General features: G+C 67.2%; 20 protein-coding genes and 1 pseudogene. 12 read left to right on the top strand and 9 right to left on the bottom strand.

Annotated features, from left to right (window positions below; all coding sequences use genetic code 11):
- The first annotated feature begins 242 nt into the window (after positions 1-242).
- Positions 243-407: a hypothetical protein gene (locus G6N24_RS19205; RefSeq protein ID WP_163745567.1), complete on the top strand. Its 165-nt coding sequence runs from the start codon at positions 243-245 to the stop codon at positions 405-407.
- Positions 408-538: 131 nt separating this feature from the next.
- Here G6N24_RS19205 and G6N24_RS19200 read toward each other — a convergent pair whose 3' ends face one another.
- Genes G6N24_RS19200 through G6N24_RS19190 form a run of 3 tightly spaced genes read right to left on the bottom strand, consistent with a single transcriptional unit; the run spans position 539 to position 3495 of the window.
- Positions 539-1924 carry a hypothetical protein gene (locus tag G6N24_RS19200; protein ID WP_163745566.1) on the bottom strand — a complete coding sequence of 462 codons (1386 nt, stop codon included), beginning with the start codon at positions 1922-1924 and terminating at the stop codon, positions 539-541.
- A complete protein-coding gene (locus G6N24_RS19195) occupies positions 1925-2236 on the bottom strand; it encodes a hypothetical protein (RefSeq protein WP_139822458.1) in 312 nt (103 codons plus the stop codon). It lies immediately after the preceding gene.
- A gap of 11 nt (positions 2237-2247) precedes the next feature.
- Positions 2248-3495, bottom strand: a complete 1248-nt coding sequence (locus G6N24_RS19190) for a DNA polymerase domain-containing protein (protein ID WP_085161415.1) — start codon at positions 3493-3495, stop codon at positions 2248-2250.
- A gap of 68 nt (positions 3496-3563) precedes the next feature.
- Here G6N24_RS19190 and fadD2 point away from each other — a divergent pair, with 68 nt between their 5' ends.
- On the top strand, positions 3564-5255 hold the full coding sequence (fadD2, locus tag G6N24_RS19185) for a long-chain-fatty-acid--CoA ligase FadD2 (RefSeq protein ID WP_163745565.1): 1692 nt from the start codon (positions 3564-3566) through the stop codon (positions 5253-5255).
- Positions 5256-5625: 370 nt separating this feature from the next.
- Positions 5626-5988 (top strand): hypothetical protein, encoded by a 363-nt coding sequence (locus tag G6N24_RS19180; RefSeq protein ID WP_085159060.1) that lies wholly within the window; start codon positions 5626-5628, stop codon positions 5986-5988.
- A gap of 11 nt (positions 5989-5999) precedes the next feature.
- On the opposite strand, the gene G6N24_RS19175 is transcribed toward G6N24_RS19180, so the two are convergent.
- From G6N24_RS19175 to G6N24_RS19165, 3 genes are all read right to left on the bottom strand, one after another.
- On the bottom strand, positions 6000-8195 hold the full coding sequence (locus G6N24_RS19175; protein ID WP_085159062.1) for an acyl-CoA dehydrogenase: 2196 nt from the start codon (positions 8193-8195) through the stop codon (positions 6000-6002).
- Positions 8196-8420: 225 nt separating this feature from the next.
- The gene (locus tag G6N24_RS19170; RefSeq protein ID WP_085159066.1) at positions 8421-9551 is read right to left on the bottom strand and encodes an alpha/beta hydrolase; all 1131 of its coding nucleotides are present in this window, start codon (positions 9549-9551) and stop codon (positions 8421-8423) included.
- Positions 9548-10177, bottom strand: coding sequence for a TetR/AcrR family transcriptional regulator (locus G6N24_RS19165; protein ID WP_179963508.1), 630 nt, complete (start codon positions 10175-10177; stop codon positions 9548-9550). Before G6N24_RS19165 ends, G6N24_RS19170 begins: the two co-directional genes overlap by 4 nt.
- Before the next feature lie 115 nt (positions 10178-10292).
- Between G6N24_RS19165 and G6N24_RS19160 the strand changes: the two genes are divergently transcribed.
- Positions 10293-10874, top strand: coding sequence for a VOC family protein (locus tag G6N24_RS19160; protein WP_085159070.1), 582 nt, complete (start codon positions 10293-10295; stop codon positions 10872-10874).
- A 36-nt stretch (positions 10875-10910) separates the two neighbouring features.
- Positions 10911-11459 (top strand): hypothetical protein, encoded by a 549-nt coding sequence (locus G6N24_RS19155; RefSeq protein ID WP_085159092.1) that lies wholly within the window; start codon positions 10911-10913, stop codon positions 11457-11459.
- On the opposite strand, the gene G6N24_RS19150 is transcribed toward G6N24_RS19155, so the two are convergent.
- Entirely contained in the window at positions 11392-12081 is a 690-nt protein-coding gene (locus tag G6N24_RS19150) for a TetR/AcrR family transcriptional regulator (protein WP_139822308.1), read from the bottom strand. The two genes, G6N24_RS19155 and G6N24_RS19150, sit on opposite strands and share 68 nt — an antisense overlap.
- Before the next feature lie 95 nt (positions 12082-12176).
- On the opposite strand from G6N24_RS19150, the gene G6N24_RS19145 reads away from it, so the two are divergent.
- Positions 12177-13085 (top strand): oxygenase MpaB family protein, encoded by a 909-nt coding sequence (locus tag G6N24_RS19145; RefSeq protein ID WP_085159074.1) that lies wholly within the window; start codon positions 12177-12179, stop codon positions 13083-13085.
- An 8-nt stretch (positions 13086-13093) separates the two neighbouring features.
- Here G6N24_RS19145 and G6N24_RS19140 read toward each other — a convergent pair whose 3' ends face one another.
- Both G6N24_RS19140 and G6N24_RS19135 read right to left on the bottom strand, forming a co-directional pair.
- Positions 13094-13522 carry a type II toxin-antitoxin system VapC family toxin gene (locus tag G6N24_RS19140; protein WP_085159076.1) on the bottom strand — a complete coding sequence of 143 codons (429 nt, stop codon included), beginning with the start codon at positions 13520-13522 and terminating at the stop codon, positions 13094-13096.
- Between the two features lie 25 nt (positions 13523-13547).
- A pseudogene (locus tag G6N24_RS19135) lies at positions 13548-13804 on the bottom strand (ribbon-helix-helix protein, CopG family).
- Positions 13805-14040: 236 nt separating this feature from the next.
- Between G6N24_RS19135 and G6N24_RS19130 the strand changes: the two are divergent.
- The 6 genes from G6N24_RS19130 to eccCa all read left to right on the top strand — a co-directional run bounded on the left by G6N24_RS19130 (position 14041) and on the right by eccCa (position 25918).
- On the top strand, positions 14041-15612 hold the full coding sequence (locus G6N24_RS19130; protein WP_085159078.1) for a PPE family protein: 1572 nt from the start codon (positions 14041-14043) through the stop codon (positions 15610-15612).
- A gap of 10 nt (positions 15613-15622) precedes the next feature.
- The gene (locus G6N24_RS19125; RefSeq protein WP_085159080.1) at positions 15623-16534 is read left to right on the top strand and encodes a class I SAM-dependent methyltransferase; all 912 of its coding nucleotides are present in this window, start codon (positions 15623-15625) and stop codon (positions 16532-16534) included.
- Between the two features lie 117 nt (positions 16535-16651).
- Positions 16652-18157 (top strand): PPE family protein, encoded by a 1506-nt coding sequence (locus tag G6N24_RS19120; protein WP_085159082.1) that lies wholly within the window; start codon positions 16652-16654, stop codon positions 18155-18157.
- Positions 18158-18441: 284 nt separating this feature from the next.
- Positions 18442-20304, top strand: coding sequence for a type VII secretion AAA-ATPase EccA (gene eccA / locus G6N24_RS19115; protein ID WP_085159084.1), 1863 nt, complete (start codon positions 18442-18444; stop codon positions 20302-20304).
- The gene (gene eccB / locus G6N24_RS19110) at positions 20301-21938 is read left to right on the top strand and encodes a type VII secretion protein EccB (protein ID WP_085159086.1); all 1638 of its coding nucleotides are present in this window, start codon (positions 20301-20303) and stop codon (positions 21936-21938) included. The genes eccA and eccB overlap by 4 nt, the downstream gene beginning before the upstream one ends.
- Positions 21935-25918 carry a type VII secretion protein EccCa gene (gene eccCa / locus G6N24_RS19105; RefSeq protein ID WP_085159088.1) on the top strand — a complete coding sequence of 1328 codons (3984 nt, stop codon included), beginning with the start codon at positions 21935-21937 and terminating at the stop codon, positions 25916-25918. Before eccB ends, eccCa begins: the two co-directional genes overlap by 4 nt.
- Position 25919: the final 1 nt, after the last annotated feature.

Here is a 25919-nt window from a genome sequence, read left to right as displayed (position 1 = left end):
GCGATGTCCCGCCTGAGCTGTGTCCGGCGCCGAGTAACGACGAAAAGGCTGTGCTGAACCAGTCGGCCCAGCCCGGGAGATTCCGATCCCGCGACGTAGGTAGCGAACTGTCCCCACATCCGCAACCGAGCGGCGGTGAAGTACCCCGTGCTCCGCACAGCACACACGCTCGGTATCAGCGGAGTCTCCAGGACGCGGGTCGTTACGCCTGCGGCACCGAGATCATGCAGGGTGCATCCGGCATGATCGATAACCACGTCGACCGGTGGCATTCCGGTGAAGCCGAACGTGGCCAGGGTGTCGCAGCCTTCCCAGCCGCCGCGCGAGCGGTGCCCCGTGACAATGACCCGTACCGGCTGTTCGGCATTGTCTCCTGGCGCGGCCAGGTGCCAGCCCGCTGGGACTAAAGCAGCGTTAACGCGGTGCAATGCGTCCCCAACGGGAACGGGCGCGAACTCGCTGACAGCGCGGCCAACAAGATCGGCCAGCGATGTCGCCGACAAAAGGCGCCGCCGCTCGTCTGACTGCTTCACCGTATCTACCGCGCGACCTGTCCGCTGGACGTGACCCCGCCCGCGATGAGGCCACCGATAATGGCGATTCCGGCGAGCACTCCAGCTCCGGCCGCCTTGCCGGCTTCAGCCAGATCGTGGGCCAGATCGGGCAACAGAGGTGACCCGCCCGGGGACGCGCCGGGCGTCGCTGGCGGTGCAGGAACAGCTGGGGCGTCAGGGAGGTCGAACGGGGCGATTGGGAGCGGCGCGCCGGGCGCTACCTGAAATCCCGGCGGCGACGGATTCTGCAACCATGGCGGCAGCGTCGCCGGATCAACAACGTGCGCCGGCGGAAGAATCACGGGCGGATGCCCCACCTGCGGTGGGGGGAGTGGCAACGGTGCGGGGTGAGCGGCAGGCGGCAGCTGCGGTGGAGCGCTGATCAACGGCGGACCGTACGGAACATGGATTTTCTTGTCCGAGCCGTCCGGGTACCAGACGTCGATAGTGTCGCCCCAACCCTTGCCGCTCTGTCGCAGTCCGATTTTGGTGCCGTCGGGCAGGACGCGTACAGGCCCCTCATAGCCCGGTGGGCCTGGGCAATCCGTGGCGTTGCGGGTGAGGTAGTCCCACATCCGTTTGATTGTTGCGGTGTCCCACAGCTCCTTGACTTTGGGTTTCGTGCCGACGCCGTTAGGCCCGCGCTGCCCTCCGTTCTGCAAGGGGTCCAGCACCTTCCTGACGTCTTCGGCATTGTTGACCGGCGGCAGTGGACCCGGCGCCGGGTCTGGGGGGACGGGTTGGGGCGGGGTTTCTTTCCAGGTGTGGTTGTCGACGAGTTGGATCCCGTCGTGCTTGTCGGCATCGACGATGGTGTCGTCGATGCCAGGGGCCTCTTCGAATGTGAGGGTGTCGATGCCTTGGGTGGCGGCGGCGATCTGGGTGGCGATCTCGTGATCCTTGGCGACCAGCGCGCCCACCCGGTGGCGGATAAAGCTGGCGTGCCCTTGGGCGGCGGCAACACGTGCCGCCCGAAACTCGGCGGAACCGCCTGATGAGCGGTCGCTGACCGAATAATCCTCACCGACCTCGAAGCCTTCGGCCCGGGCATCACAGACGGCCTCTAGCACTGCCTCGTGGCAGGCCCGCAACGCCTCGTCCCCGCGACGGGCGATCGTGGCGGCCTGGTGCAACCGGTCGCACGCCGCGCGCACCTTCACCAGGTCACGCGCGGAGCGCTGCTCCGCCGCGGCCCCGGCCCGACCTGTCCACGGCGTGCCACCCGGGGCCCACACCCGCTTGTGGACTTCGCTAAAGACCTCTTCCCACAGGTTGGCGGTGCGCGTCCAATACGCCGACGCCTCACGCAGATGCGTGGTGTCCATGGCCTGAACCTGCGACAACGTCGGCAGTGCTGCGCTGACCGCCATCTAACGCACCGTCGGCCCGTTGAGCGCCCGGAACTGGGCTGCCGAGCTGGCTTCGTTGGCCGCGTAACCGGCAGCGGCTGCCGCGAGATTGGCGGCCGTCGCCTGCATGCGCAACATGCACCTGGTTTCGGCCGCGACGATCTCCGCGTTGGAAACACCGACCGCCGCTGCGCTTGCCAGCCAGTTCGAAACCGCAAGAGTCGGCGCGCAATTGGCCGCCAGCCTGCCGGCCAACACCTCGCACCTGCTGGCTTCCAGGCAAAGACCATCATCGCTGACCCGCAGCTCGCTGGGGAGTCGTGAAGATTCCATGCGCGGAGAGTTTAGTGCTGAATGCCCTGGTGCGAACGCCACAACGGCCAGGGGCTGTAGTCGGCGATCAGCTCCTCCTGCGGCGGGCGCTGGTCGGCCGGCACGTGCCGCAGGTTGATCCGGATCCGGTACCAGATCGAACTCGGCCCCCGCATGCCGTCGACCAGGACGTCGGCCGGCTGCAGCAACGCGGCGGCGACGGGATGGCGGGCGCGCCAGGTGTCCAGCGCGGCCATTGCCTCGTCCCTCGTCTTGGTGCGGGCGATCTCGATGAGCGGCATGACGGACTGACGGCGACCCGCGGTCCCGCCTTGTCTCGGCGGCTTCGCCGGCGGACCCAGTTCCTCGGCCAGCATGAGCAGCCGATCGAGGCCGCCGACGGCGTCATCGATCCCGGCCCACGGGTCACCCATTTCGGCGAACCGGCCGGGAACCGTGGCGATGGTGAACGCCTCCGGGCGGCACTCGGCGACCTCATCCCAGCGCAACGGCGTCGACACCCGGGCATCCGGAGTGGCCCGCACCGAGTACGCCGACGCGACCGTGCGGTCCTTGGCGTTCTGGTTGAAGTCGACGAACACCCCCTCGCGTTCCTCCTTCCACCAGCGGCTGGTCGCCGCCTCAGGCGCGCGCCGCTCGACCTCTCGTGCGACGGCCTGGGCGGCCAGCCGTACCTGGCGGAAGGGCCACCGCGCGGCGATCCGGGCGTAGACGTGGAAGCCCCGCGATCCCGATGTCTTGGGCCAGGCGACCAGGCCGTGGTCCTCGAGCACCTCGCGTGCCACCAACGCGACCTCGACGATCCGCCGCCACTCGACCCCGGGCATCGGGTCCAAGTCGATCCGCAGTTCATCGGGATGATCGAGGTCGGTGGCAAGCACCGCATGCGGATTGAGGTCGACGCAGCCGAGATTGATCACCCAGGCCAGTCCGGCGGCGTCCTGGATGACGGCCTCCTTTGCGGAAGTGCCCCGGGCATAGCGGAGTTCGGCCACGTCCACCCAGTCGGGCCGCTTCTGCGGGGCGCGCTTCTGGAACACCGCTTCGGTGCCGATGCCCTTGACGAAGCGTTTCAGGATCATGGGTCGGCCGGCCACGCCGCGCAGCGCCCCGTCGGCGACGGACAGGTAGTAACGGACCAGGTCGAGCTTGGTGTAGCCGCGGCCGCCTCGATCACTCGCGTCGGGGAAAACCACCCTGTCGGGATGGGAGATGGTGACCTTGCGTCCGGCCACCTCCAGCGACACGGGACCGGCCATGGGAGTTCATGGTAGTTCCGGGAGACGTGCCGACCGCCGTGCGACGGCCGTCACATATTGTGAGGTTTATGCCTAACCTCAGCGGCCTGACCGGGCAGACCCCAGCCAAGATCGGGGCGAAGATTCAGCAATACCTCGAACGCGGCTCCGCCGAATTGCACTACGTGCGCAAGATGATCGAATCGGGCGCCCTGCGGCTGGAGTCGCCGCTGAACTACGCCGGAATGGCAGCCGACATCCAGAAGTGGGGCGAGGTCGGCATGCTGCCGTCGTTCAACGCCAGGCGGCATCCGAACCGCGCGGCGCTCATCGACGAAGAGGGCGAGTTCACCTACAAGGAGCTCGACGACGCAGCCCACGCCGTGGCCAACGGGCTGCTGGCTAAGGGTGTGCGCGGCGGGGACGGTATCGCCATCCTGGCGCGCAACCACCGCTGGTTCCTCATCGCCAACTACGGCGCCGCCCGCGTCGGAGCCCGCATCATCTTGCTCAACAGCGAGTTCTCCGGGCCGCAGATCAAAGAGGTGTCGGAGCGCGAGGGCGCCAAGCTGATCATCTACGACGACGAGTACGCCAAGGCCGTCAGCCAAGCCGAGCCGCCGCTGGGCAAGCTGCGGGCTCTCGGCGTCAACCCCGATTCCGACGAGCCCTCGGGCAGCACCGACGAGACGCTGGCCGAGCTGGTCGCGCGCAGCAGCACGGCACCGGCCCCGAAGGCCAGCAAGCACGCGTCGATCATCATCCTCACCAGCGGGACCACCGGCACCCCGAAGGGGGCGAACCGTAGCGCCCCGCCCACCCTGGCCCCGATCGGCGGCGTCTTGTCGCACGTGCCGTTCAAGGCCAACGAGGTGACGTCGCTGCCGGCGCCGATGTTCCACGCGCTGGGCTATCTGCACGCCACCATCGCGATGTTCCTGGGCTCGACGCTCGTGCTGCGACGCAAGTTCAAGCCGCCGTTGGTGCTCGAAGATATCGAGAAGTACAAGGTGACGGCCATCGTTGTGGTGCCGGTCATGCTGTCGCGGATTCTCGATGCCATCGAAAAGATGGCGAAGAAACCCGATCTGTCCAGCCTGAAGATCGTGTTCGTCTCGGGGTCGCAACTGGGCGCCGAGCTGGCCACGCGCGCGCTCAAGGACATCGGGCCGGTCATCTACAACATGTACGGCTCTACCGAAGTCGCGTTCGCTACCATTGCCGGTCCGGAGGATCTGCAGTACAACCCCGCCACCGTCGGGCCCGTCGTCAAGGGCGTCAAGGTCAAGATCCTCGACGACAACGGAAACGAGCTGCCGCGGGGCGAGGTGGGGCGGATCTTCGTCGGCAACGCGTTCCCGTTCGAGGGCTACACCGGCGGCGGCAACAAGCAGATCATCGACGGCCTCTTGTCCTCGGGAGACGTCGGCTACTTCGACGAGCGCGGCCTGCTGTACGTCAGCGGCCGCGACGACGAGATGATCGTCTCCGGCGGTGAGAATGTGTTCCCCGCCGAAGTCGAGGATCTGATCAGCGGGCATCCCGACGTGGTGGAGGCCACCGCGATCGGCGTCGAGGACAAGGAATGGGGGGCCCGCCTGCGCGCCTTCGTGGTCAAAAAGCCGGACGCCACCGTCGACGAGGAAGGAATCAAGGTCTACGTGCGTGAACACCTGGCCCGCTATAAGGTGCCGCGCGACGTGATCTTCCTCGAAGAGCTGCCGCGCAACCCCACCGGCAAGATCCTCAAACGCGCGCTGCGCGAGTTCGAGGTCGAGTAGCGCGAGCAGACGTAAACGCCCCCAAATCCGTACGGATTTGGGGGCGTTTACGTCTGCTCGCGCGGCGGCCGTAATTGCGAAAATGAGTAAAAGCGTATTTCTGTCCTGACGTAGTTCAGTAGATCGCCTGTGAGCTGGATATATCGCGTGACGCGAGAATACTGTTCAACGTAACGCCGTAATTCTGTGAATCAGCAAAGCTGATACACAGAAGCCATTTTTAGGCCGACCAGATCACAATCGTAAATGGGGTAACTATCCTTGCGGATATTCGAATTGCCTTTGTACCATATCGATATGCGATAAATGTCATTTGAAACCGAGTTTCGAGCTATCGCATCTGTTTCAACATCGTGGAAGGAGTTGGCACATGTTGACTTCACTGCTAGGCGCCGGTGCGCTGACCGGAGCGATGCTGTTCGGCGCCATCCCCGTGGCGCAGGCCGCCGAGGTGCCCGCCCCGACGCCTAGCGTGGCACTTGCCGACATGCCCAACGGCGCGTCCGGCGTGCCCAACCTGCCCTGGACCGACGCGCGCAACCGCGCGGATCTCGGCCAGGTCGCCGCGCTGGACGACTGGTGGGGTCCCTGGTGGCCCTGGGGGCCCGGCTGGCGCGGTGGCTGGCATGGTGGGCCCGGATGGCACGATGGGCCCGGGTGGCATGGCGGGCCGGGGTGGCACGGTGGCTGGCATGGTGGGCCCGGGTGGCACGGCGGCCACGGGCGACACTAAGAGACGCCCGCCTACGGATCGCGGGGCAGGCCCAGCAGTCGTTCGGCGATGATGTTGAGCTGCACCTCCGACGTGCCGCCGTAGATGGTGGTGGCCCGGCTGGCCAATAGGTACTCGCCCCACTTGCCCGGCAACTGGTCGGTGTCGCCGATCGCGGCGTCGGTGCCGAAGGAGGACACCGCGAACTCCGCGTAACCCTGACCGGTGCGCATCGACAACAGTTTGGAGATCGCCGCCGACGGCATCGGGTCGCCGCCGGCCAGCGTCAACAGCGTGGAGCGCAAGTTGAGCAGCTTGGCGGCGTGACCCTCGGCGATCAGCTGCCCCGCGCGGTGCTGCGCGACCTGGTCGAACTGGCCTTCGAAGCGGTAATTGCGAACGAACTCGACGAACTCGGGCAGCGTGGCCAGGAAGTTCGAATCGCTGCTGCCGATCGATACGCGTTCGGCCGCAAGGGTGTTGCGGCTGACCTCCCAGCCGCGGTTCACCTCCCCGAGCACGTACTCGTCGGGGACGAACACGTCGTCGATGTAGACCGTGTTAAACATCTCGTGGCCGGTGATCTCACGCAGCGGCTTTACCTGTACGCCTTCGCTCTTCATGTCGAGCAGGAAGTACGTGATGCCGTTGTGCTTCGGAGCGTTCGGGTCGGTTCGTGCCAGGAGCGCACCCCATTGGGAGAACTGCGCTGCCGTCGTCCAGATCTTCTGGCCGGTGATGCGCCAGCCCCCGTCGACCCGGGTTGCCTTCGTGGACAGCCCCGCCAGGTCGGAACCGGCGCCGGGCTCGGAGAACAGCTGGCACCAGAAGATGTCGCCGCGAAAGGTCGGCGGCAGGAAGCGCTGTTTCTGCTCCTCGGTTCCGAACGCCACAATCGACGGCACGATCCATGCCGCGATGGCGATCTGCGGCCGTTTGACCCGCCCGGCGGTGAACTCCTGGGCGATGATGATCTGCTCGACTGGGCCGGCCGCCCGCCCCCACGGCTTGGGCAGATACGGCAGCACCCAACCCCCTTCGGCGATGGCGACCTTGCGCTGCTCGCGCGGCATCGACTTCAGCGCGGCCACCTCGGCCCGAATCTCGGCTCGCAGCTGCTCGGTTTCGGGATCTAGGTCGACGTCCACCGCACGCATGCCGGTGCTCGTCGCGGTGTCTACCACTTTTTGCGGGTGCGCGGAGGCGCGGCCGAAGCACGCCGCGAGCATGAGCGCCCGGCGGTAGTAGACGCCTGCGTCGTGTTCCCAGGTGAAGCCGATGCCGCCGTGCACCTGAATGCAGTCCTGCGCACATCGCTGAGCGGCCGTCGGCGCCAGCGTCGCCGCCACCGCGGCGGCGAACTCGACGTCCGGGCTGCCCTCGTCGATCGCGCGGGCGGCGTCCCACACCGCGGCGGTGGCCCGCTCGGTGTCGGCGATCATCTCGGCGCACTTGTGCTTGATGGCCTGAAACTGCCCGATCGGCCTGCCGAACTGTTCGCGGATCTTCGCGTATGCCGACGCGTTATCGGTCGCCCAGCGCGCCACGCCAACGGCCTCAGCCGACAGCAGGGTGAACATCAGGGCGTGGGCGGTTGTCATGCTCAGGTTGGTCAACACGGCATCGTCGCCGACCTCGACGGCGTTGGCTCGCACATGCGCGATGGGCCGCAGCGGATCCAGGCTTTTCGCCGGCTCGATCTCGAGCTGCTCGGCGCGCAGCACAACCCATTCCTCGCCGCTGTCGATCGCGACCGGCAGCACCAGCACGGATGCCTGGGCCGCCCCGGGAACCGCGCGAACCTCACCGCGGATCACTAGCGCATTGTCATTGGGGCCGTGCCGGGTCGCGGTCAATCCGGAATCCAGCGCGTACGCGGCGATGGCCGCCCCGGAAGCCAGCTCGGCAAGGACTTTGGCGCCCGCGTCATGCGCGGCGATCAGCGCGCTGGCGATCGCCGACGGCACGAACGGCCCGGGCACGGCGCCATAGCCGAACTCGGCGAGCACGATGGCCATCTCGAGGATGCCGAAACCCTGTCCGCCAACGGATTCGGCGAGATGCATGCCCTGCAGGCCTTGTTCGGCGGCGGCCTGCCAGTATGGCGGCGGGTTTTCGATCGGAGTTTCCATCGCTGCGTGCAGCACCTCGGACGGCGCCACCCGTACCACCAGGGATCGCACCGAATCGGCCAGGTCTTGATGCTCAGGAGTTATCGCGATCGGCATTGATTGCTTTTCCCATGCTTTCGGGGGCAGTTTCGGCCAGGCGTCTTCCAAGCTAACAACCGGCCGGTTGGTTGACCAGATCGGCCAGCGGTTTCCCGTCGTGCAGCAGCTGGGCCAGGCTTCGCAGCGGGTTTGCGGGCGCGATGGGTCGACCCCGAATCTTCTTTGGCAAGAGGGCAGTCCAGCATTTCGCCACCGGATGGGCGAGGACCCATAACGCCCGTCTCAGGGCCACCGTTGGTTGATCCACTTGGCGATGATGTCGGCCTGCTCGCTGCGCGCGCCCGGGGTGGTGAAGTAGTGATCGGTGTCGATCGTGTGCTGCGTCTTATCGCTGCTCGCCAACGCGTCGTAAATCCGCTGGGCGTCAGAAGGGAACACTCCGGTATCGGCCTCGGCGTTGATCACCAGGGCCGGGCAGCGGATGCGGGCCAGATGCGGCTCGGCTCGGGTTTGCGCCACCCGCAGGCTCCACATGCCCAGCCAGTTGCGCAGCGTGCAGGCGGCGGCGATGCCGTGCGCGGAGCGGTTCGCCTTGGCTGGGATGCCCGCGTAGCACCGGTTGGGCTTACGGTTGGTCGGCTCGATGCTGGGATCGACCATGCGCGGATCCGCCCAGGTTCGCATCACGCTGAACGGCCGGTCGGAAAACCCCGCAGCGCGAACACGTTTGAGCTCCGTCTCGGCCCAGTCGGTGATGGCGTGGTTACGCGCCGTTTGCGCCGAGCGGTAGCGGTTGAGGAACTCCGCTGTGTATGGTGGGCCGTTGTTCTCGTTGAACAGGTCGAGGTCGGGATCGGTGGCGACCGGATCGTTTTCGTCGACGACGGCGGCGTCCATCCAGGCGGTCAGGACATCCGGGCGCCCCAGATGGGCGGCGGTCGCGACGTAGCCGTCGGCGGGGAGCAACTCGCTCACCCCGGCCGCCGGCCGCATCCCCTCCAACGGGGTGACATTCGGTTCGACCGCCTGCGACTGGTAGGCGGCCAGCAACGAACCGCCACCAGAATTACCAAGCAGCACAACAGTTTCCACCCCCTGAACCTCGCGCAGCCAGTGCACCCCGACCCCGATGTCCACCAGTGCATGGTCCAGCAGAAAGCTGCTTTCGAAACCACGGAACCTGGTGTTCCACCCGAGGAATCCGATGCCGCGGATGGCGATGTAGTCGGCGAGGTAGTGCTCGGAGAAATCGATCTGGTAGTGCGTGGCGATCATCGCCACCTTCGGCTTGCGTCCCACCCCCCGGTGATACAGCCCCTGGCAGGGGTGCCCGCCGGCGCCGGCGCGCCCGGCGGTAGGCGACGGCAGTCCAACGAATTCGCGGATAACTCCCGGCGGGCTGTGACGAGTCAATTCGGCGATTCTCCTTGAGAGTAGATGGCACGGTAGTAGATGTTGGCCAGCGTCCGGACGCAGGCCGCGTCGTCGGGTTCACGGTGCCCGCTGAGCTGGATGTAGCAGAACTGGTTGAACATCGCCACGATCGCCTCGGCGATCAGCTGCGGGTCGTCGCCAGCGCAATACCCCTGCGCCTGGGCGCGTCTGACCGTCTCGGCGATGAAAGAGATTGGGATCGCGCATATCTCGGCCCAGTAGTGCGCGAAGTCCTCGTTGATCATCGCCAACTGCGACACGCTGATGATCTCCGCGAGCCGGTGGCGGTAGGTGTGCCAGTGGGCAGCGGCGGCCGCTTGCGCGCGCTCGCGGTTGGACAGGCCGTGCAGGGTCACCGACAGCGCGCGCTCGTTGGCTTCGTCCCGAAAGCGCAAGGCCCACTGACGGACCATCGCCTCTTTGGAGTCGTAGTAGTTGTAAAAGGATGCCGTCGAGCGGCCCGCTTCTGCTGCGATATCGGCGACGGTCGTCGCCAGGATGCCCTTGCGCGCGATGACCGTTCGGGCGGCGGTGTCGATCGCGGCCCGCGTGCGCCGGCCGCGGTGCGTCGGAAACTCGGCTGGCCGGCCGGCTTGTTTGGACACCGTCGACACCCGAGCGCGCCTCCTCGTCCCTGGAGCAAACCTGAACCTGATGTTAGATTCAGTTCTAGATCTTGGCCAGGGCCTGCTTATCCCGGGACCGATGGGAGCCGCAAAAATGATCAAGCCGCACAACGTCAACGCCGAGTTCGAACTCGGTGGGATCAACCATGTCGCGCTGGTGTGTTCGGACATGGCGCGCACCGTGGACTTCTACAGCAACATCCTCGGCATGCCGCTCATCAAGTCGCTCGATCTGCCCGGCGGTGCGGGACAGCACTTCTTCTTCGACGCCGGCAACGGCGACTGCGTCGCGTTCTTCTGGTTCGCCGACGCCCCCGATCGGGTGCCGGGCATCTCGTCGCCGGGTGCCATCCCGGGCATCGGGGACATCACCAGCGCGGTGAGCACCATGAACCATCTGGCGTTTCATGTGCCGGCCGAGAAGTTCGACGCCTACCGGCAGCGGCTCAAGGACAAGGGTGTGCGGGTCGGCCCCGTGCTCAACCACGACGAGAGCCCTGCGCAGGTGTCGGCGACGGTGCATCCCGGGGTGTACGTGCGTTCGTTCTACTTCCAGGATCCCGACGGCATCACGTTGGAATTCGCTTGCTGGGTCAAGGAATTCACCACGAGCGATACCCGGGCGGTGCCGAAGACCGCGGCCGACCGGCGACCTCCGTTAGCGGCGCGACGCTAGTCTGCACAATCGCCATCGATTCGGAGGATGTCCGACATGACTCACGCCATTTTGACCGATGTGCAAATCGCGAGCCTGACGCCCGAGCAGCGGCGGGAGCTGATTTCCCGGCTGGAGCAACCGCTGAACGAGCTGGTCGACCCGGCGGCCCTAATGCGGATGCGGCGGATCCGATTCGGCCTGATCGTCGGTGGCTCGATCGCATTGATGCCGTGGATCGTGTATCTCGCGCTGACGCTGCCGCAGAACTACGTGGCCCACAATTGGCCCGCCACCTGGGTCGGCTTCGACATTGTGCTGGTCGGCTTCATGGCGACGACGGCGGTGCTGGGCTACCTGCGCCGCCAACTGCTGCTGCTCACCGCCTTCACCACCGGGGTGCTGCTGATCTGCGACGCGTGGTTCGACATCATGACCGCCGGACCGGACGACTTCTGGTTGTCGGTGGGCACAGCGCTGCTCGCCGAGGTGCCGTTGGCGATCCTGATGATCACCGGCGCGCAGCGCATCATGCGACTTACCCTGATGCGCCTGTGGCTGTTGCATCCCGGGATGAGGTTGTGGCAGCTGCCGCTGTTGCCGTGAGGCCGTACAGCTTCGGTTCGGCGACCGCGTCGAGCAGCGTGGCCAGCTGGTCGACAAGCTCATCGGGCTGCAGTCGCACGTCCCCGTCCAGCCAGGCGCTGATGGTCTGTCCGACGCCGCCGACCGCGAAATGCGCCCCGGATTTGATGCGGTCATTTGCCGGTATGCGCAGCGCGTCGCCGGCATACTGACCCGACAGCATGGCGAACAGCGCGGTGGATTCGGCGCGCTTACGCATGACCACGGCGTTGGCCAGATGCGCGCCGAACAGCAGGCGTCCGATGCGGGCGTCATCGGCGATGGTCCGCACGATGTTGGCCATGCCCGCGCGGCTCTGCTCGCGGGCCGGTACCGCCGCCACCGCGGCCTGGGTGGTGGCGGCCAAATCGGCGATCACCCAATCGAAGACACCGCCGACGAATTCGTCCTTATCGGTGAAGCTTTCGTAGAAGTAACGGGCCGCCAGGCCAGCCCGGCCGCATATCCCGCGGACGGTCAGCTCGGAAATGTCCTGCTGGTCTGCCCCCAGCAGGTCGAGACCGGCGGCCAGCAGCCGGCCGCGCCGCTGAGCCAGCCGTTGCTTGGCCTCGATACCCCGGTACGGTCGTTGACTGGGCGTCATGGCCACCACCTTGACACACGTGTGGAATACCCGCCAATATTAGGAAACAAACGTTCGCACAATTAGCGAGACCTGACACGGCAGGCGGCATTCAGATGGCGATTCGCGAGACGATCCACCGGCCCGTCCCTCATGTCGAGCGGCCGATCGCCGACCCACCCCGTCGGGAACCGCCCACGCGCCGACGACGGGCTGCCAGTGACTACGGCTTGATGGGGGTTGCGCTGCTGGCCGGCCCGGCCAACGTGATCATGGAGCTCGCGCGTCCCGGCGTCGGGCACGGCGTCATGGAGAGCCGCGTCGAAAGCGGTCGAATCGACCGCCATCCGATCAAACGCGCGCGCACCACCTTCACCTACATCGCAGTGGCCAACGCGGGCACTGACGCCCAGAAGGAGGCCTTCCGCCGCGCCGTCAACGGTGCGCACGCCCAGGTTTACTCCACCCCCGACAGCCCGGTGTCGTACAACGCGTTCGACCCCGATTTGCAGCTGTGGGTGGCGGCCTGCATCTACAAGGGCGGCATCGATGTCTACCGCACCTTCGTCGGCGAGATCGACGACGAGGAGGCCGACCGCCTGTACCGCGAGGGCATGGCCCTGGGCACCACGTTGCAGGTGCCGCCGCAGATGTGGCCACCCGATCGAGCGGCCTTCGATCGGTACTGGCAGGAGTCGCTGGAGAAGGTCCACATCGACGACGCCGTCCGCGAATACCTGTATCCGATCGCGGTGTGCCGAATACGGGGGGTCGCGCTGCCGCGCGCAGTGCGCCGGCAGGCGGAAAGCCTCGCGCTGCTGATCACCACCGGCTTTCTGCCGCAACGGTTTCGCGACGAGATGCGGCTGCCATGGAACGCCGCGATGCAACGGCGGTTCGACCGGCTGATGGCCGTGGTGGGGGCGGTGAACCGCATGATGCCGCGGGTCGTCCGGCAGTTCCCGTTCAACCTGATGCTCTGGGACCTGGACCGGCGGATCAGGACCGGGCGTCCGCTGGTTTGACCAGCCCATCACCTTGGCGGGCGAATGTGACGCACCGAGGTGAACCGGGCGAAATCCCTGTCCAGGGTCACCACGGTGCAGTGGTGCTCGACGGCGATGGCCGCGAGTACCGCGTCGGGGAGTTGGTCGCCCGACGCATCGGCCTCGCCGCAGAGTTTGCGCAACAGCGTGAGGTGTCGCGGGCCGGGACTCGTCGGAAGGTGATGGGGTTGGCCGTTGACCGCGTCGATGAATGCGAACGCGTCCGGACGCGGTGACGGAATCTCGACGATGCGTCGATTCGTTGCCAGCCGGAGGAACGACGCCCACACCAGGTTCGGCACGGTGAACGGGTCGTCGGCCGCAAGCAGTCCATCGAACCGGGGCCGGACGGTTCGGTGATTCGGATGCTCGCCGCGGTGCGCGGCGAGCAGCACGTTGACGTCGAGAAGGAACATCGCTTGTTCGGTGGCCTATCCAGGCTCACTTCCGCGCGTTCAGTTCCAGGCCTCGTCGAGAACCTCGGACAACGCCGTATTCGAGGCCAGGTCGAGGCCTCGCCGCGGGCCGGTGCCGCCGTCGAAAACCGGGACGGTTGGCCGGTCGCCGCCGGTGTGGGCGGCGGCGAGCTCGCGGCGAAGGGCGTCCTCGATCACCGCGCCCAGCGACTGACCACGCTCGCGGGCTCGACGTTTGGCGGCAGCCAGTAGCTCGTCGGAGATCGACACGGTGGTGCGCATGATGACAACTGCAACGCATCGATAGCATCACACAGCCAGTTGTTAACGACAACCATTTTCAGTAAGCTTCGGGGCGGTTGCCGCGATTCTGCATCCGAGGTTTGTCTGTTGTGGCGCTGCACGTAGTTACCGGAAGGGCTGGCCGCCGTGGGGGCATGTGTCGAAGCGTTGACTGACCGCGTCGTGCCGGCGTCGGCGGACGATCCGGCCGGGCGCGGCCTGCCGTGACGGCCCCAATGTGGATGGCGTCGCCACCAGAGGTGCATTCCGCGCTGCTCAGCAGCGGCCCCGGACCAGGATCACTCGTGTCGGCCGCGGCGGCCTGGTCGGCGCTCAGCGACGAATACACCGCCGCGGCGGACGAACTCACCGTATTGCTGGGGGCGGCCCAGGCCGGTGCGTGGCAGGGGTCCACTGCCGAGCGGTATGTGGCCGCCCACGTGCCGTACTTGATGTGGTTGACGCAGGCGAGTACGACCAGCGCGGCCGCGGCCGTCCAGCATGAGGCGGCGGCCGCCGCGTACACCACGGCATTGGCCGCCATGCCGACGCTGGCCGAACTCGCCGCCAACCACGTCATCCACGGGGTGTTGGTGGCGACGAATTTCTTTGGGCTCAACACGATTCCGATCGCGCTCAACGAGGCCGACTACGTGCGGATGTGGATCCAGGCGGCGACCACGATGGCGACCTACCAGGCGGTGTCCGACGCGGCGGTTGCGTCAACTCCGCCGACCGCCCCGGCGCCACAGATCGTGACAGCCGAGGCGGCCGAGGATGACCACGACCACGGTGGCGACGCCACCCCGGTCGACTACTTCGTCGCGGAGGTCTTGCGCATCATCAGCGGTGGCCGCCTGATTTGGGATCCTGCCGAAGGCACGATGAACGGAATCCCCTTCGAGGACTACACGAACGCGGCCGAACCGATCTGGTGGGTTGTTCGTGCCATTGAATTCAGCAAGGACTTTGAGACGTTTGTCCAGGAACTGTTTACACATCCGGAAGAGGCTTTGCAGGCCTATTTCGAACTTCTGTTTTTCGACTACCCAGAGCACATCGTGCAGATTGTGCAGGCGCTAAGCCAGTCCCCGCAGTTGCTTGCGGTCGCACTCGGCTCCGTCATCTCCAACTTGGGCGCGGTTACTGGTTTCGCGGGGCTGTCCAGCCTAGCTGGCATTCAGCCTGCGGCAATCCCCGCGGTGGCGCCGCCGGCGGTCCCGCCCGCGATGCTGCCTTCCGTCGCGATGGCCCCAACCGTCGCGGCGCCGGCCGCGGCGCCCGCGTCGGCGGCCACTGCCGCGTCCGCGCCCGCGGCGAGCACCGTCGCCAGCGCCGCACCAACACCGCCCACCGCCGCCGGCGGGGTGGGTTTCGGCTACCCCTACGTCGTGGGTCCTCCCGGCATCGGCTTCGGCACCGGGATGAGCACCAGCGCCAGTGCCAGCGCCAAGAGGAAAGCCCCGGAGCCCGATAGCGCCGCATTGGCTGCCGCGGCCGCCGCACGAGAACAGGCGCGAGCGCGGCGGCGACGGCGCGCCACGCGACGGGGATACGGCGACGAGTTTATGGACATGAACGTCGATGTCGACCCCGACTGGGGCGAACCGCAGGGTGGTGAGCCGGAGGTGTCGGCCTCCGATCGCGGTGTCCGAAATCTGGGCTTCGCAGGCACGGCACGCAAGGAAACGAGCGGCGCAGCCGCGGGCTTGACCACACTGGCCGGCGATGAGCTCGGTGGCGGCCCGACGCTGCCGATGGTCCCGGGCACGTGGAACCCGGACGAGACCGGCGAGCACCCGGCGTAGGGTCGGTTGCGTGCGTAGCGAAGGTGATACCTGGGACATCACAACAAGTGTCGGCTCGACGGCGTTATTCGTAGCGACAGCGCGAGCGTTGGAGGCGCAAAAACCCGACCCGCTGGCCGTCGACCCCTATGCGGAGTTGTTCTGCCGTGCCGTTGGCGGTTCCTGGGCCGACGTGCTGGACGGCAACGCACCCGACCACCAGTTGCTGACCGACGATTTCGGCAAGCATTTCGTCAACTTCCAGGGCGCCCGCACCAGGTACTTCGACTCCTACTTCCGCCGGGCCGCCGATGCCGGCGCCCGTCAGGTAGTCATCCTGGCGGCGGGACTGGACTCCCGCGCCTACCGGCTGCCGTGGCCGGACGGGACCACCGTCTTCGAATTGGACCGGCCGCAGGTTCTCGATTTCAAGCGCGAGGTCCTCAGCGGCCATGGCGCCCAACCGCGCGCTGACCGTCGCGAGATCGCTGTCGATCTTCGCGACGATTGGCCACAAGCCTTGCGAGACACGGGTTTTGATTCCGGTCAGCGCTCGGCTTGGATTGCCGAGGGCCTATTGTTCTATCTGCCGGCGAGCGCTCAGGAACAACTGTTTACGGGCATCGACGCCCTGGCCAGCCCCGGCAGCCACGTCGCGGTTGAGGATGGCGCTCCGCTCCCCGCGGACGAATTTGCTGCCAAACTCGAGGAGGAACGCGTTGCCGTCGCCGAGGGCGCGCAGGGCCCGTTTTTCCAATTGGTCTACAACGAACGATGCGCGCCGGCCACCGAGTGGTTTGGGAAGCGCGGTTGGGCGGCGGTGGGCACGCCGTTGAATGACTACCTGCGCGAGGTGGCGCGACCGGTGCCGGGCCCGGATTCTGAGGCCGCGTCGATGTTCGCGCGGAACACCCTCGTCAGTGCCACCAAGACGGCGCATTAGTTAGAACCATATTTGCCAGAAATGTGAATATCGTCACCGGCCGGGAACTTTTCCCGGCCGGCCGGTGACTACTGCCTACGTGCTAGTCGCGCCGCCCGCCTGCGAGGGACGTCGAGGATGACGGGGCCGGTGTGGATGGCCGTGCCGCCCGAGGTCCATTCGGCCCAGCTCAGCAACGGTCCGGGGCCGGGCGGCCTGTTGGCCGCGGCCGGGGCCTGGCGCTCGTTGAGCGCCACGTACGCGGCGGCGGCCGACGAACTCATGGACATCCTGGGCGCGGTGCGGACCGTGGCGTGGCAGGGGCCAACCGCCGCCCGGTATGTGGCGGCGCATGTGCCCTACCTGGCGTGGCTGATGCGGTCCGAGGCCAACGCCGCCGAGGCGGCCGCCCGGCACGAGACCGCTGCCGCGGCGTACACCACGGCGTTGGCCGCGATGCCAACGTTGGCGGAGCTGGCCGCCAATCATGCGATCCATGCGGTGTTGGTGGCGACGAACTTCTTCGGGATCAACACCATCCCCATCGCGCTCAACGAGGCCGACTACGTGCGGATGTGGGTCCATGCGGCCACCACGATGGCCACCTATCAGGCGGTGTCCGGGGCAGCGGTGGCAGCAGCGCCGCCGACCGATCCGGCGCCCGAGATCGAGACGATGCACGCCAATCACGGCGACGATGACGGCCACGACCACGGCGGCGGCATCGTCGACAACGACACCGGCGACCCGACGCAGTGGAATTGGTGGGTGAATCGGATCACCGAAATCACGCAAACCCTGGCCAGGGACCTCGAAGAGTTTCCGGAGAACCCATCCGCGGCACTATCACAGATTCAGAACGACATACCGCTACTGGTGGCCGATGAGATCGAGCACCTGGGCGAAGCGCTCATCACCTTCGGCCCGCAACTGCAGGCGCTCGCGTTGACCGCGCCGGCGGCGAACGTCGCGGTCGTGGGCGGTGCCGCCGGATTGAGCGGGCTGGCCGGGATTCAGCCCGGCGCCGTCCGCGCGGCGACTGCGCCGATGCCCGGGGCACCCGAGCCCACCCTGGCAGCCGTCGGGGGTTCGCCGGTCGTGACCACCGCACCCGCTCCAGGCCCGGCGCCGGCCTCGGCACCGTCGGTCGCTCCAGCGCCGGCGTCGGCCACGGCCGCGGTTCCGCCACCGGCGGCCCCTGGCCTCGGCGGTCCCGCCTACCCCTATCTCGTGGGCGGTCCCGGCATTGGTTCCGACACCGGGATGGGCGCGAGCGCACGACGGAAGGCGCCGGAACCCGACAGCGCCACGACCCCGGCCGCGGCCGCGGCGTCGGCGCCGGGAAAAGGGCGGGCCCGTCGACGCCGGCGCGCCGGCATGACTGGAGACCAGCGCGGCTATCGGTACGAGTTCCTGGATCCGGAGTCGGAGATGGCTGCCGAGCCGAGTCCTTCGGCGGAGCGCGTGTCGGATCAGGGCGCGGGCACCCTCGGGTTTGCTGGGACGACGCGCCGGGACGCCGAGGTTGCGGGGCTGGCGACGCTACCCGGTGACGGGTTCGGCGGCGGGCCGGTCGAGCCGATGGTGCCGGGCACCTGGGGGCGGTGCAGCGGCAGGCTTGATAATGAAAATCATATTCAATAACCTCCAGGAAGCGTCCGGGCTGCGTCTATAGCCATCAGCAACAATTGACAAGGGGTATATTGCGTGCAGATCCATATTCCGGCGCATGCGTCGAGGAACCACTCCTCAGTGAACCCGCCAGTGGAGGAATGTTTGTCATCGGGCCGCAAGACATGCAGGTCAGTGCCGTCAGAAGGGCGGCTGGACAGTGAATCGACCGGGCTCGAACGGCTCGACAGTTAGCTTATGCAATGCTAACTTCAGGCGGGTCAGGTCAGGCAATACGAGGTGCAGGAGACGCGGCCGTGGAACGCGGTGACATCGGCATGCTTGCGGTTCAGCCCGTCGCGTACCGGTCGAACGGCAAGGTAGACGCCGACGTCGTCAGCCGATTCGCCACCTGCTGCCGGGCGCTCGGCATCGCGGTCTATCAGCGTCAACGTCCGCCCGACCTGGCAGCCGCCCGGTCGGGCTTCTCGGCGCTTACCCGCATCGCCCATGACCAGTGCGACGCGTGGACCGGCTTGGCTGCCGCGGGCGACCAGTCCATCGGAGTGCTTGAAGCCCTTTCGCGGACCGCGGCCACGGCCGGCGTGTTGCAGCGTCACGTGGAGCTGGCGCACGAGGCCATGGGGTTTCTCTACGACACCGGGCTGTATCTGCGGTTTCGTGCCACCGGTCCGGACGACTTCCACCTTGCGTATGCCGCGGCGCTGGCTTCATCAGGGGGGGCCGGGGAGTATGCCAAGGCCGACCGATTGGTTGGTGACATCACGGGGCGCCGCCCCAACTGGCGTGAGGCGCGTTGGGTCGCGGTCGTCATCAATTACCGTGCGCAGCGCTGGTCGGACGTCGTCAAGCTGCTCACCCCGATCGTCAACGACCCCGATCTGGACGAGGCCTTCGCACACGCCGCCAAGATCACCCTCGGCATCGCGCTCGCACGGCTGGGCATGTTCGCCCCCGCACTGTCGTATCTCGAGGAGCCCGAGGGCCCTGTCGCCGTCGCGGCGGTTGACGGTGCGCTCGCCAAAGCGCTGGTGCTGCGTGCGCACGTCGACGAGGAGTCGGCAAACGAAGTGCTGCAGGACTTGTACGCTGCCCATCCCGAGAACGAACAGATCGAGGAGGCGCTGTCCGACACCAGTTTCGGTATCGTCACCACAACCGCGGGTCGAATCGACGCCCGCAGCGACCCGTGGGATCCTGGCACCGAGCCCAGCGCGGACGACTTCGTCGACCCCGCCGCCCACGAACGCAAGGCGGCGCTGCTGCACGAGGCCGAACGCCAGCTCGCCGAATTCATCGGGCTCGACGAGGTCAAGAACCAGGTCTCACGGCTGAAGAGTTCGGTGGCCATGGAACTGGTGCGCAAACAGCGTGGGCTCACGGTAGCGCAGCGCACCCACCACCTGGTCTTCGCCGGACCGCCCGGCACCGGCAAGACCACCATTGCCCGGGTGGTCGCCAAGATCTATTGCGGCCTGGGCCTTTTGAAGCGGGAGAACATTCGGGAGGTACATCGCGCCGACCTCATCGGTCAGCACATCGGCGAGACCGAGGCCAAGACCAACGCGATCATCGACAGCGCACTGGACGGGGTGCTGTTCCTCGACGAGGCCTACGCCTTGGTGGCCACCGGCGCCAAGAACGACTTCGGTTTGGTGGCCATCGACACGCTGCTGGCCCGGATGGAAAACGATCGGGACCGGCTGGTGGTCATCATCGCCGGTTACCGGGCCGACCTGGACAAGTTCCTGGACACCAACGAGGGCCTGCGGTCACGGTTTACCCGCAACATCGACTTCCCGTCCTACACGTCGCACGAGTTGGTGGAGATCGCGCACAAGATGGCCGAACAGCGCGACAGTGTGTTCGAGCAATCCGCGCTCGATCACATGGAGGCTCTGTTCGCCAAGCTGGCATCGTCAACGACGCCCGACACCAATGGAATCGAACGGCGCAGCCTCGACATCGCGGGCAACGGCCGCTTCGTCCGCAATATTGTCGAACGCTCCGAGGAAGAACGGGAATTCCGGTTGGACCATTCAGAACATGCCGGAACCGGTGAATTCAGCGACGACGAGTTGATGACCATCACCGACGAGGACGTCAGCAAGTCGGTAGAGCCGCTGCTGCGCGGCCTCGGGCTGTCGGTGCCGGCATGACGAGTAACGAGCCGGACGGCGAATGGGCGGGGGCACGGCGTTCGTTCGCGTCGCGGACCCCGGTCAACGACAACCCCGACAAGGTGGTCTACCGCCGCGGCTTCGTCACCCGCCACCAGGTGACGGGCTGGCGGTTCGTGATGCGCCGGATCGCCGCCGGGATAGCCCTGCACGACACCCGGATGCTCGTCGACCCGTTGCGCTCCCAGTCGCGCGCGGTCGTGATGGGCGCACTGATAGTGATCTCCGGCCTGGCGGGTTGCTTCGTGCTCACACTGATCCGGCCCAACGGCCAAGTGGGTAACAATGCGGTGCTCGCCGATCGGTCGACCGCGGCCTTGTATGTGCGGGTGGGCGACGAGCTGCACCCGGTGCTCAACCTCACCTCGGCGCGCCTGATCGTCGGCCACCCGGTCAACCCCACGACGGTGAAAAGTGCTGAGCTGGACCGGTTTCCGCGCGGCAACCTGATCGGCATTCCGGGCGCGCCGGAGCGGATGGTGCAGAACACCTCGCGCGACGCGAACTGGACGGTGTGCGATGCCGTGAGCGGGAGTTCCGGGGCCGCGCACAGCCTTGGCGTCACGGTCATCGCCGGCCGCCCCGACAGCAGCGGTGCACGCGCGGCCACGCTCGGATCGCGGCAGGCGGTGCTGGTTGATAACGGCGCCGGCACCTGGTTGCTGTGGGACGGCAAGCGCAGTCAGATCGACCTGGCCGACCACGCGGTCACGAATGCCTTGGGGCTGGGTGTTGACATACCCGAGCCTCGGCCTATCGCGCCTGGGCTGTTCAATACGATGCCCGAGGCGCCGCCACTCACGGCGCCGGCCATCCCCAACGCCGGCAACCCCCCGAGCTTCCCGGTGTCCGCGCCGATCGGCGCGGTGGTCGTGTCCTACGCGGTAGACAGGACCGCGTCCGACGCCGTGCTGTACTACGCGGTGCTGCCGGATGGCCTGCAGCCCATCTCACCGGTGCTGGCCGCGATCCTGCGTAACACCAATTCCCATGGGCTGGACCAGCCGCCGCGGCTGGGCGCCGATCAGGTCGCCCGGCTGCCCGTGTCGCGGATGCTGGACACCACGCGTTACCCCGCCGAGCCGGTCAGCCTGGTCGACGCGGCGCGCGCCCCCGTCACGTGCGCGTACTGGAGCAAGCCGGCCGGGGCCGCCACCAGCACGCTGAGCCTGATGTCCGGTGCGGCCCTGCCGGTGCCCGACGCGGTGCGCACCGTCGAACTGGTCGGCGCGAGTGCCGGCGGCGGCTCCCAGGGCGGAGGCGCGATAGCCACTCGAGTCGCGCTGGCGCCGGGCACCGGCTACTTCACCCAGGCAGTGGGAGCCGGCGCGGCCGCGCCGGCGGCCGGGTCGTTGTTCTGGGTCTCCGACGCCGGGGTGCGCTACGGCGTCGACACCGAGGCCGAGAACACGCCGGGAGCCGCCGGACACAGCAAAACGGTTGAGGCCCTTGGTTTGACGGCGCCACCGGTCCCCATCCCGTGGTCGATCTTGTCGCTGTTCGCGTCCGGCCCGACGCTGTCGCGCGCCGACGCCCTGCTGGCCCACGACAGCCTGCCGTCCGACAGCAGGCCCGCTCGCGCGGTGTCGTCCGAAGGAGGGGGGCCCCGATGAGCCGACTGATCTTTGAGGCCCGGCGGCGGTTACCGGCGCCCGGCACCCGCAAGGGCACCATCACCATCGAGGCGCCGCCCCAGCTGCCCCGGGTGATTCCGCCCTCGCTGCTGCGACGCGCGATGCCCGTCATGATCGTGCTCCTCATTGTCGGCATGATCATCGCGCTGGTCGCCACCGGGATGCGGGTCATCTCGCCGCAGACCTTGTTCTTCCCGTTCGTGCTCTTGCTGGCGGCCACCTCGCTCTACCGCGGCAACGACAGAAAGATGCGCACCGAGGAGGTCGACGCCGAACGGGCCGACTATCTGCGTTACCTCTCGGTGGTCCGCGACAACATCCGGACCCAAGCCGCCGCGCAGCGGACGGCCGCGCAGTGGTCGCATCCCGACCCGGCAACACTGGTAGCCGTGCCGGGCTCCCGCCGCCAATGGGAGCGCGACCCGCATGACCCCGACTTCCTGGTGGTGCGGGCCGGTCGGCACTCGGTGCCGCTGGCCACCGCGCTTCGGGTCAACGATGCCGCCGACGAGGTCGACCTGGAACCGGTGTCGCACAGCGCCTTACGCAGCCTGCTCGACACCCAGCGCACCGTCCGCGACGTGCCGACCGGCATCGACCTGGCCAAGGTTTCGCGGATCACCGTCCTCGGGGATGCCGAGGAAGTGAGAGGCGCGGTGCGTGCCTGGATCGCCCAGGCGGTGACCTGGCACGATCCCACGGTGCTGGGGGTCGCGTTGGCCACCCGCGATCTGGAGGGCCGCGACTGGTCGTGGCTGAAGTGGTTGCCGCACGTGGACATTGCCGGCCAGGTTGATGGTGTCGGCCCGGCCCGCTACCTGACGACAGACCCCGACGAGCTGGTCGCGCTGCTGGGCCCGGCGCTCGCCGACCGGGCCGCGTTCTCCGGCCAGCCGGCGGACGCGTCGCGGCACTTGCTGATCGTCGTCGATGACCCCGACTACGACCTGGACGCCTCGCCGCTGGCCGTCGGCCGGGCAGGGGTCACGGTGCTGCACCGCTCCGCCAGACCGCCACACCGCGAACAGTATTCAGACCCCGAAAAGCCGATCCTGCGCGTCGCGAACGGTGCCATCCAACGCTGGCAGACCGGCGGCTGGCAGCCCTACATCGACGCCGCCGACCGGCTCGGCGCCGACGAGGCGTCCCACCTGGCCCGCCAGCTGTCGCGGTGGGACTCCAACCCGACGCACGCCGGGCTGCGCTCGGCGGCCACCCGCGGCGCCACCTTCACCACGCTGCTGTCTATCCCGGACGCGTCCCGGCTGGATGTGCCCACGCTGTGGGCGCCGCGAACCCGCGACGAGGAGCTGCGCGTCCCGATCGGTGTCACCGCGACCGGCGAGCCGCTGATGTTCGACCTCAAGGACGAGGCCGAGGGCGGGATGGGTCCGCACGGCCTGATGATCGGCATGACCGGTTCCGGCAAGTCGCAAACCCTGATGTCGATCCTGTTGTCGCTGTTGACCACCCACTCGGCGGATCGGCTGATCGTCATCTACGCGGACTTCAAGGGTGAGGCCGGCGCCGACAGCTTCCGCAACTTCCCGCAGGTTGTCGCGGTGATCTCGAACATGGCCGAGAAGAGGTCGCTGGCCGACCGGTTCGCCGACACCCTGCGCGGTGAGGTCGCCCGTCGCGAGACGGCGCTGCGGGAGGCCGGCCGCCGGGTTCAGGGCAGCGCGTTCAACTCGGTGACCGAGTATGAGAACGCGGTGGCGGCCGGACACGATTTACCGCCCATCCCAACGTTGTTCGTCGTCGCTGACGAGTTCACCCTGATGCTGGCCGACCACCCGGAATACGCGGAACTGTTCGACTATGTGGCCCGCAAGGGCCGCTCGTTCCGCATCCACATCCTGTTCGCTTCGCAGACGCTGGACGTCGGCAAGATCAAAGACATCGACAAGAACACCTCCTACCGAATCGGCTTGAAGGTGGCCAGCGCCAGTGTTTCCCGCCAGATCATCGGGGTGGAGGACGCCTACCACATCGAGTCCGGCAAGGAACACAAGGGCGTGGGTTTCTTGGTGCCCGCCCCCGGTGCCGCCCCGATCAAGTTCCGCAGCACGTATGTCGACGGCATCTACGAACCGCCACGGACATCCAAAGCCCTTGTCGTGCAATCTACTCCGGAGCCGAAGCTGTTTACCGCCGGTTTGGTGGAGGCGGATCCGGATACGGTAATCTCCGGCGGCGAGGAAGACGAACCCGCCGGACCACCGCGCAAGCTGATCGCGACCATCGGCGAGCAATTGGCGCAATACGGCCCGCGGGCGCCGCAGTTGTGGCTGCCGCCGCTCGACGATCCGATTCCGCTGACAGCGGTGCTAGCGCGGGCCGGGGTGCCGCAACGGCGATGGCGCTGGCCGCTCGGTGAGATCGACAAGCCCTTCGAGATGCGTCGTGACCTACTCGTGTTCGACGCGAGGTCGTCGGCCGGAAACATGGTGATTCACGGTGGCCCGAAGTCCGGCAAATCCACTGCGCTGCAGACCTTTATCCTGTCCGCGGCCAGCCTGCATTCACCGCACGAGGTGACCTTCTATTGCCTGGACTACGGCGGCGGGCAGTTGCGCGCGCTCGAGGACCTGGCGCACGTCGGCAGCGTCGCGTCGGCGCTGGAACCCGAACGCATCCGTCGCACCTTCGGCGAACTGGAGCAGCTGCTGCTATCGCGCCAGCAGCGCGAGGTGTTCCGGGAAAGGCGGGGCAGTGATCTTTCGGGCTCACCGCACGCTGACGGTTTCGGCGAGGTGTTCCTGGTCATCGACAACCTCTATGCCTTCGGCCGCGATAACACCGACCAATTCAACACCCGAAATCCGTTGCTTGCCAAGGTAACTGAACTTGCCAATGTGGGACTGGCGTACGGCATCCACGTGATCATCACAACCCCGAGCTGGTTGGAGGTGCCACTGGCGATGCGCGACGGTCTCGGGCTACGCCTCGAACTCAGGTTGCACGACGCGCGGGACAGCAACGTGCGGGTGGTTGGGGCACTACGCCGCCCTGCCGACACCGTCCCGCATGACCAGCCGGGCCGAGGGCTGACCATGGCCGCCGAGCATTTCCTGTTTGCGGCTGCGGAGCTGGACCAGGTTGCCGTGATCAACGCGCGCTACCCCGGGTTGGCTGCTCCACCGGTGCGGTTGTTGCCCACCAACCTCGCGCCCGAAGAGGTCGGCGCCGTCTACCGCGGCCCGGATCAGATCGTGATCGGCCAGCGCGAAGAAGACTTGTCGCCCGTGGTGCTCGACTTCGCCGAGAACCCGCTGCTGATGGTCTTCGGTGACAGCAAGTCGGGAAAGACCACGCTGCTACGCCACCTGATCCGCGCGATCCGCGAGCACGCCGACGCCGACCGAGTGGCATTCACGGTGCTGGACCGGCGGTTACACCTCGTCGACGAGCCGTTGTTCCCCGACAACGAATACACCGCCAACGTGGACCGGATCATCCCGGCGATGCTCGGGCTGGCGAACCTGATCGAGTCCCGGCGCCCACCGGCGGGCTTGCCGGCGGCCGAACTGTCTCGGTGGAGCTTTGACGGTCATACCCACTACCTGATTATCGACGATGTCGACCAGATACCGGATTCGGCGGCGTTGAGCGGCCCCTACATCGGTCAGCGACCGTGGACCCCGCTGATCGGCCTCCTCGGGCAGGCCGCCGAGCTGGGGCTGCGGGTGATCGTCACGGCGCGGGCCACCGGTTCGGCGCACGGGCTGATGACCAACCCGTTGCTGCGCCGGTTCAATGACCTGCAGGCGACCACGCTGATGCTCGCCGGAAATCCGGCCGACAGCGGAAAGATCCGGGGCCAGCGTTTCAGCCGACTGCCCGCGGGACGGGCGATTCTGTTGGACGACAGCGATAGTCCGACATACGTGCAGCTGGTCAACCCGCTGGTCGGCGAGGCCGCGGTGTTTGGTGAAACGCAACAGAAGGGGAGTTAGT

Origin of the sequence: Mycobacterium lacus (assembly GCF_010731535.1) — a bacterium.
Classification (GTDB): Bacteria; Actinomycetota; Actinomycetes; order Mycobacteriales; family Mycobacteriaceae; genus Mycobacterium; species Mycobacterium lacus.
This window is presented reverse-complemented; position numbering and strand designations above follow the sequence as displayed.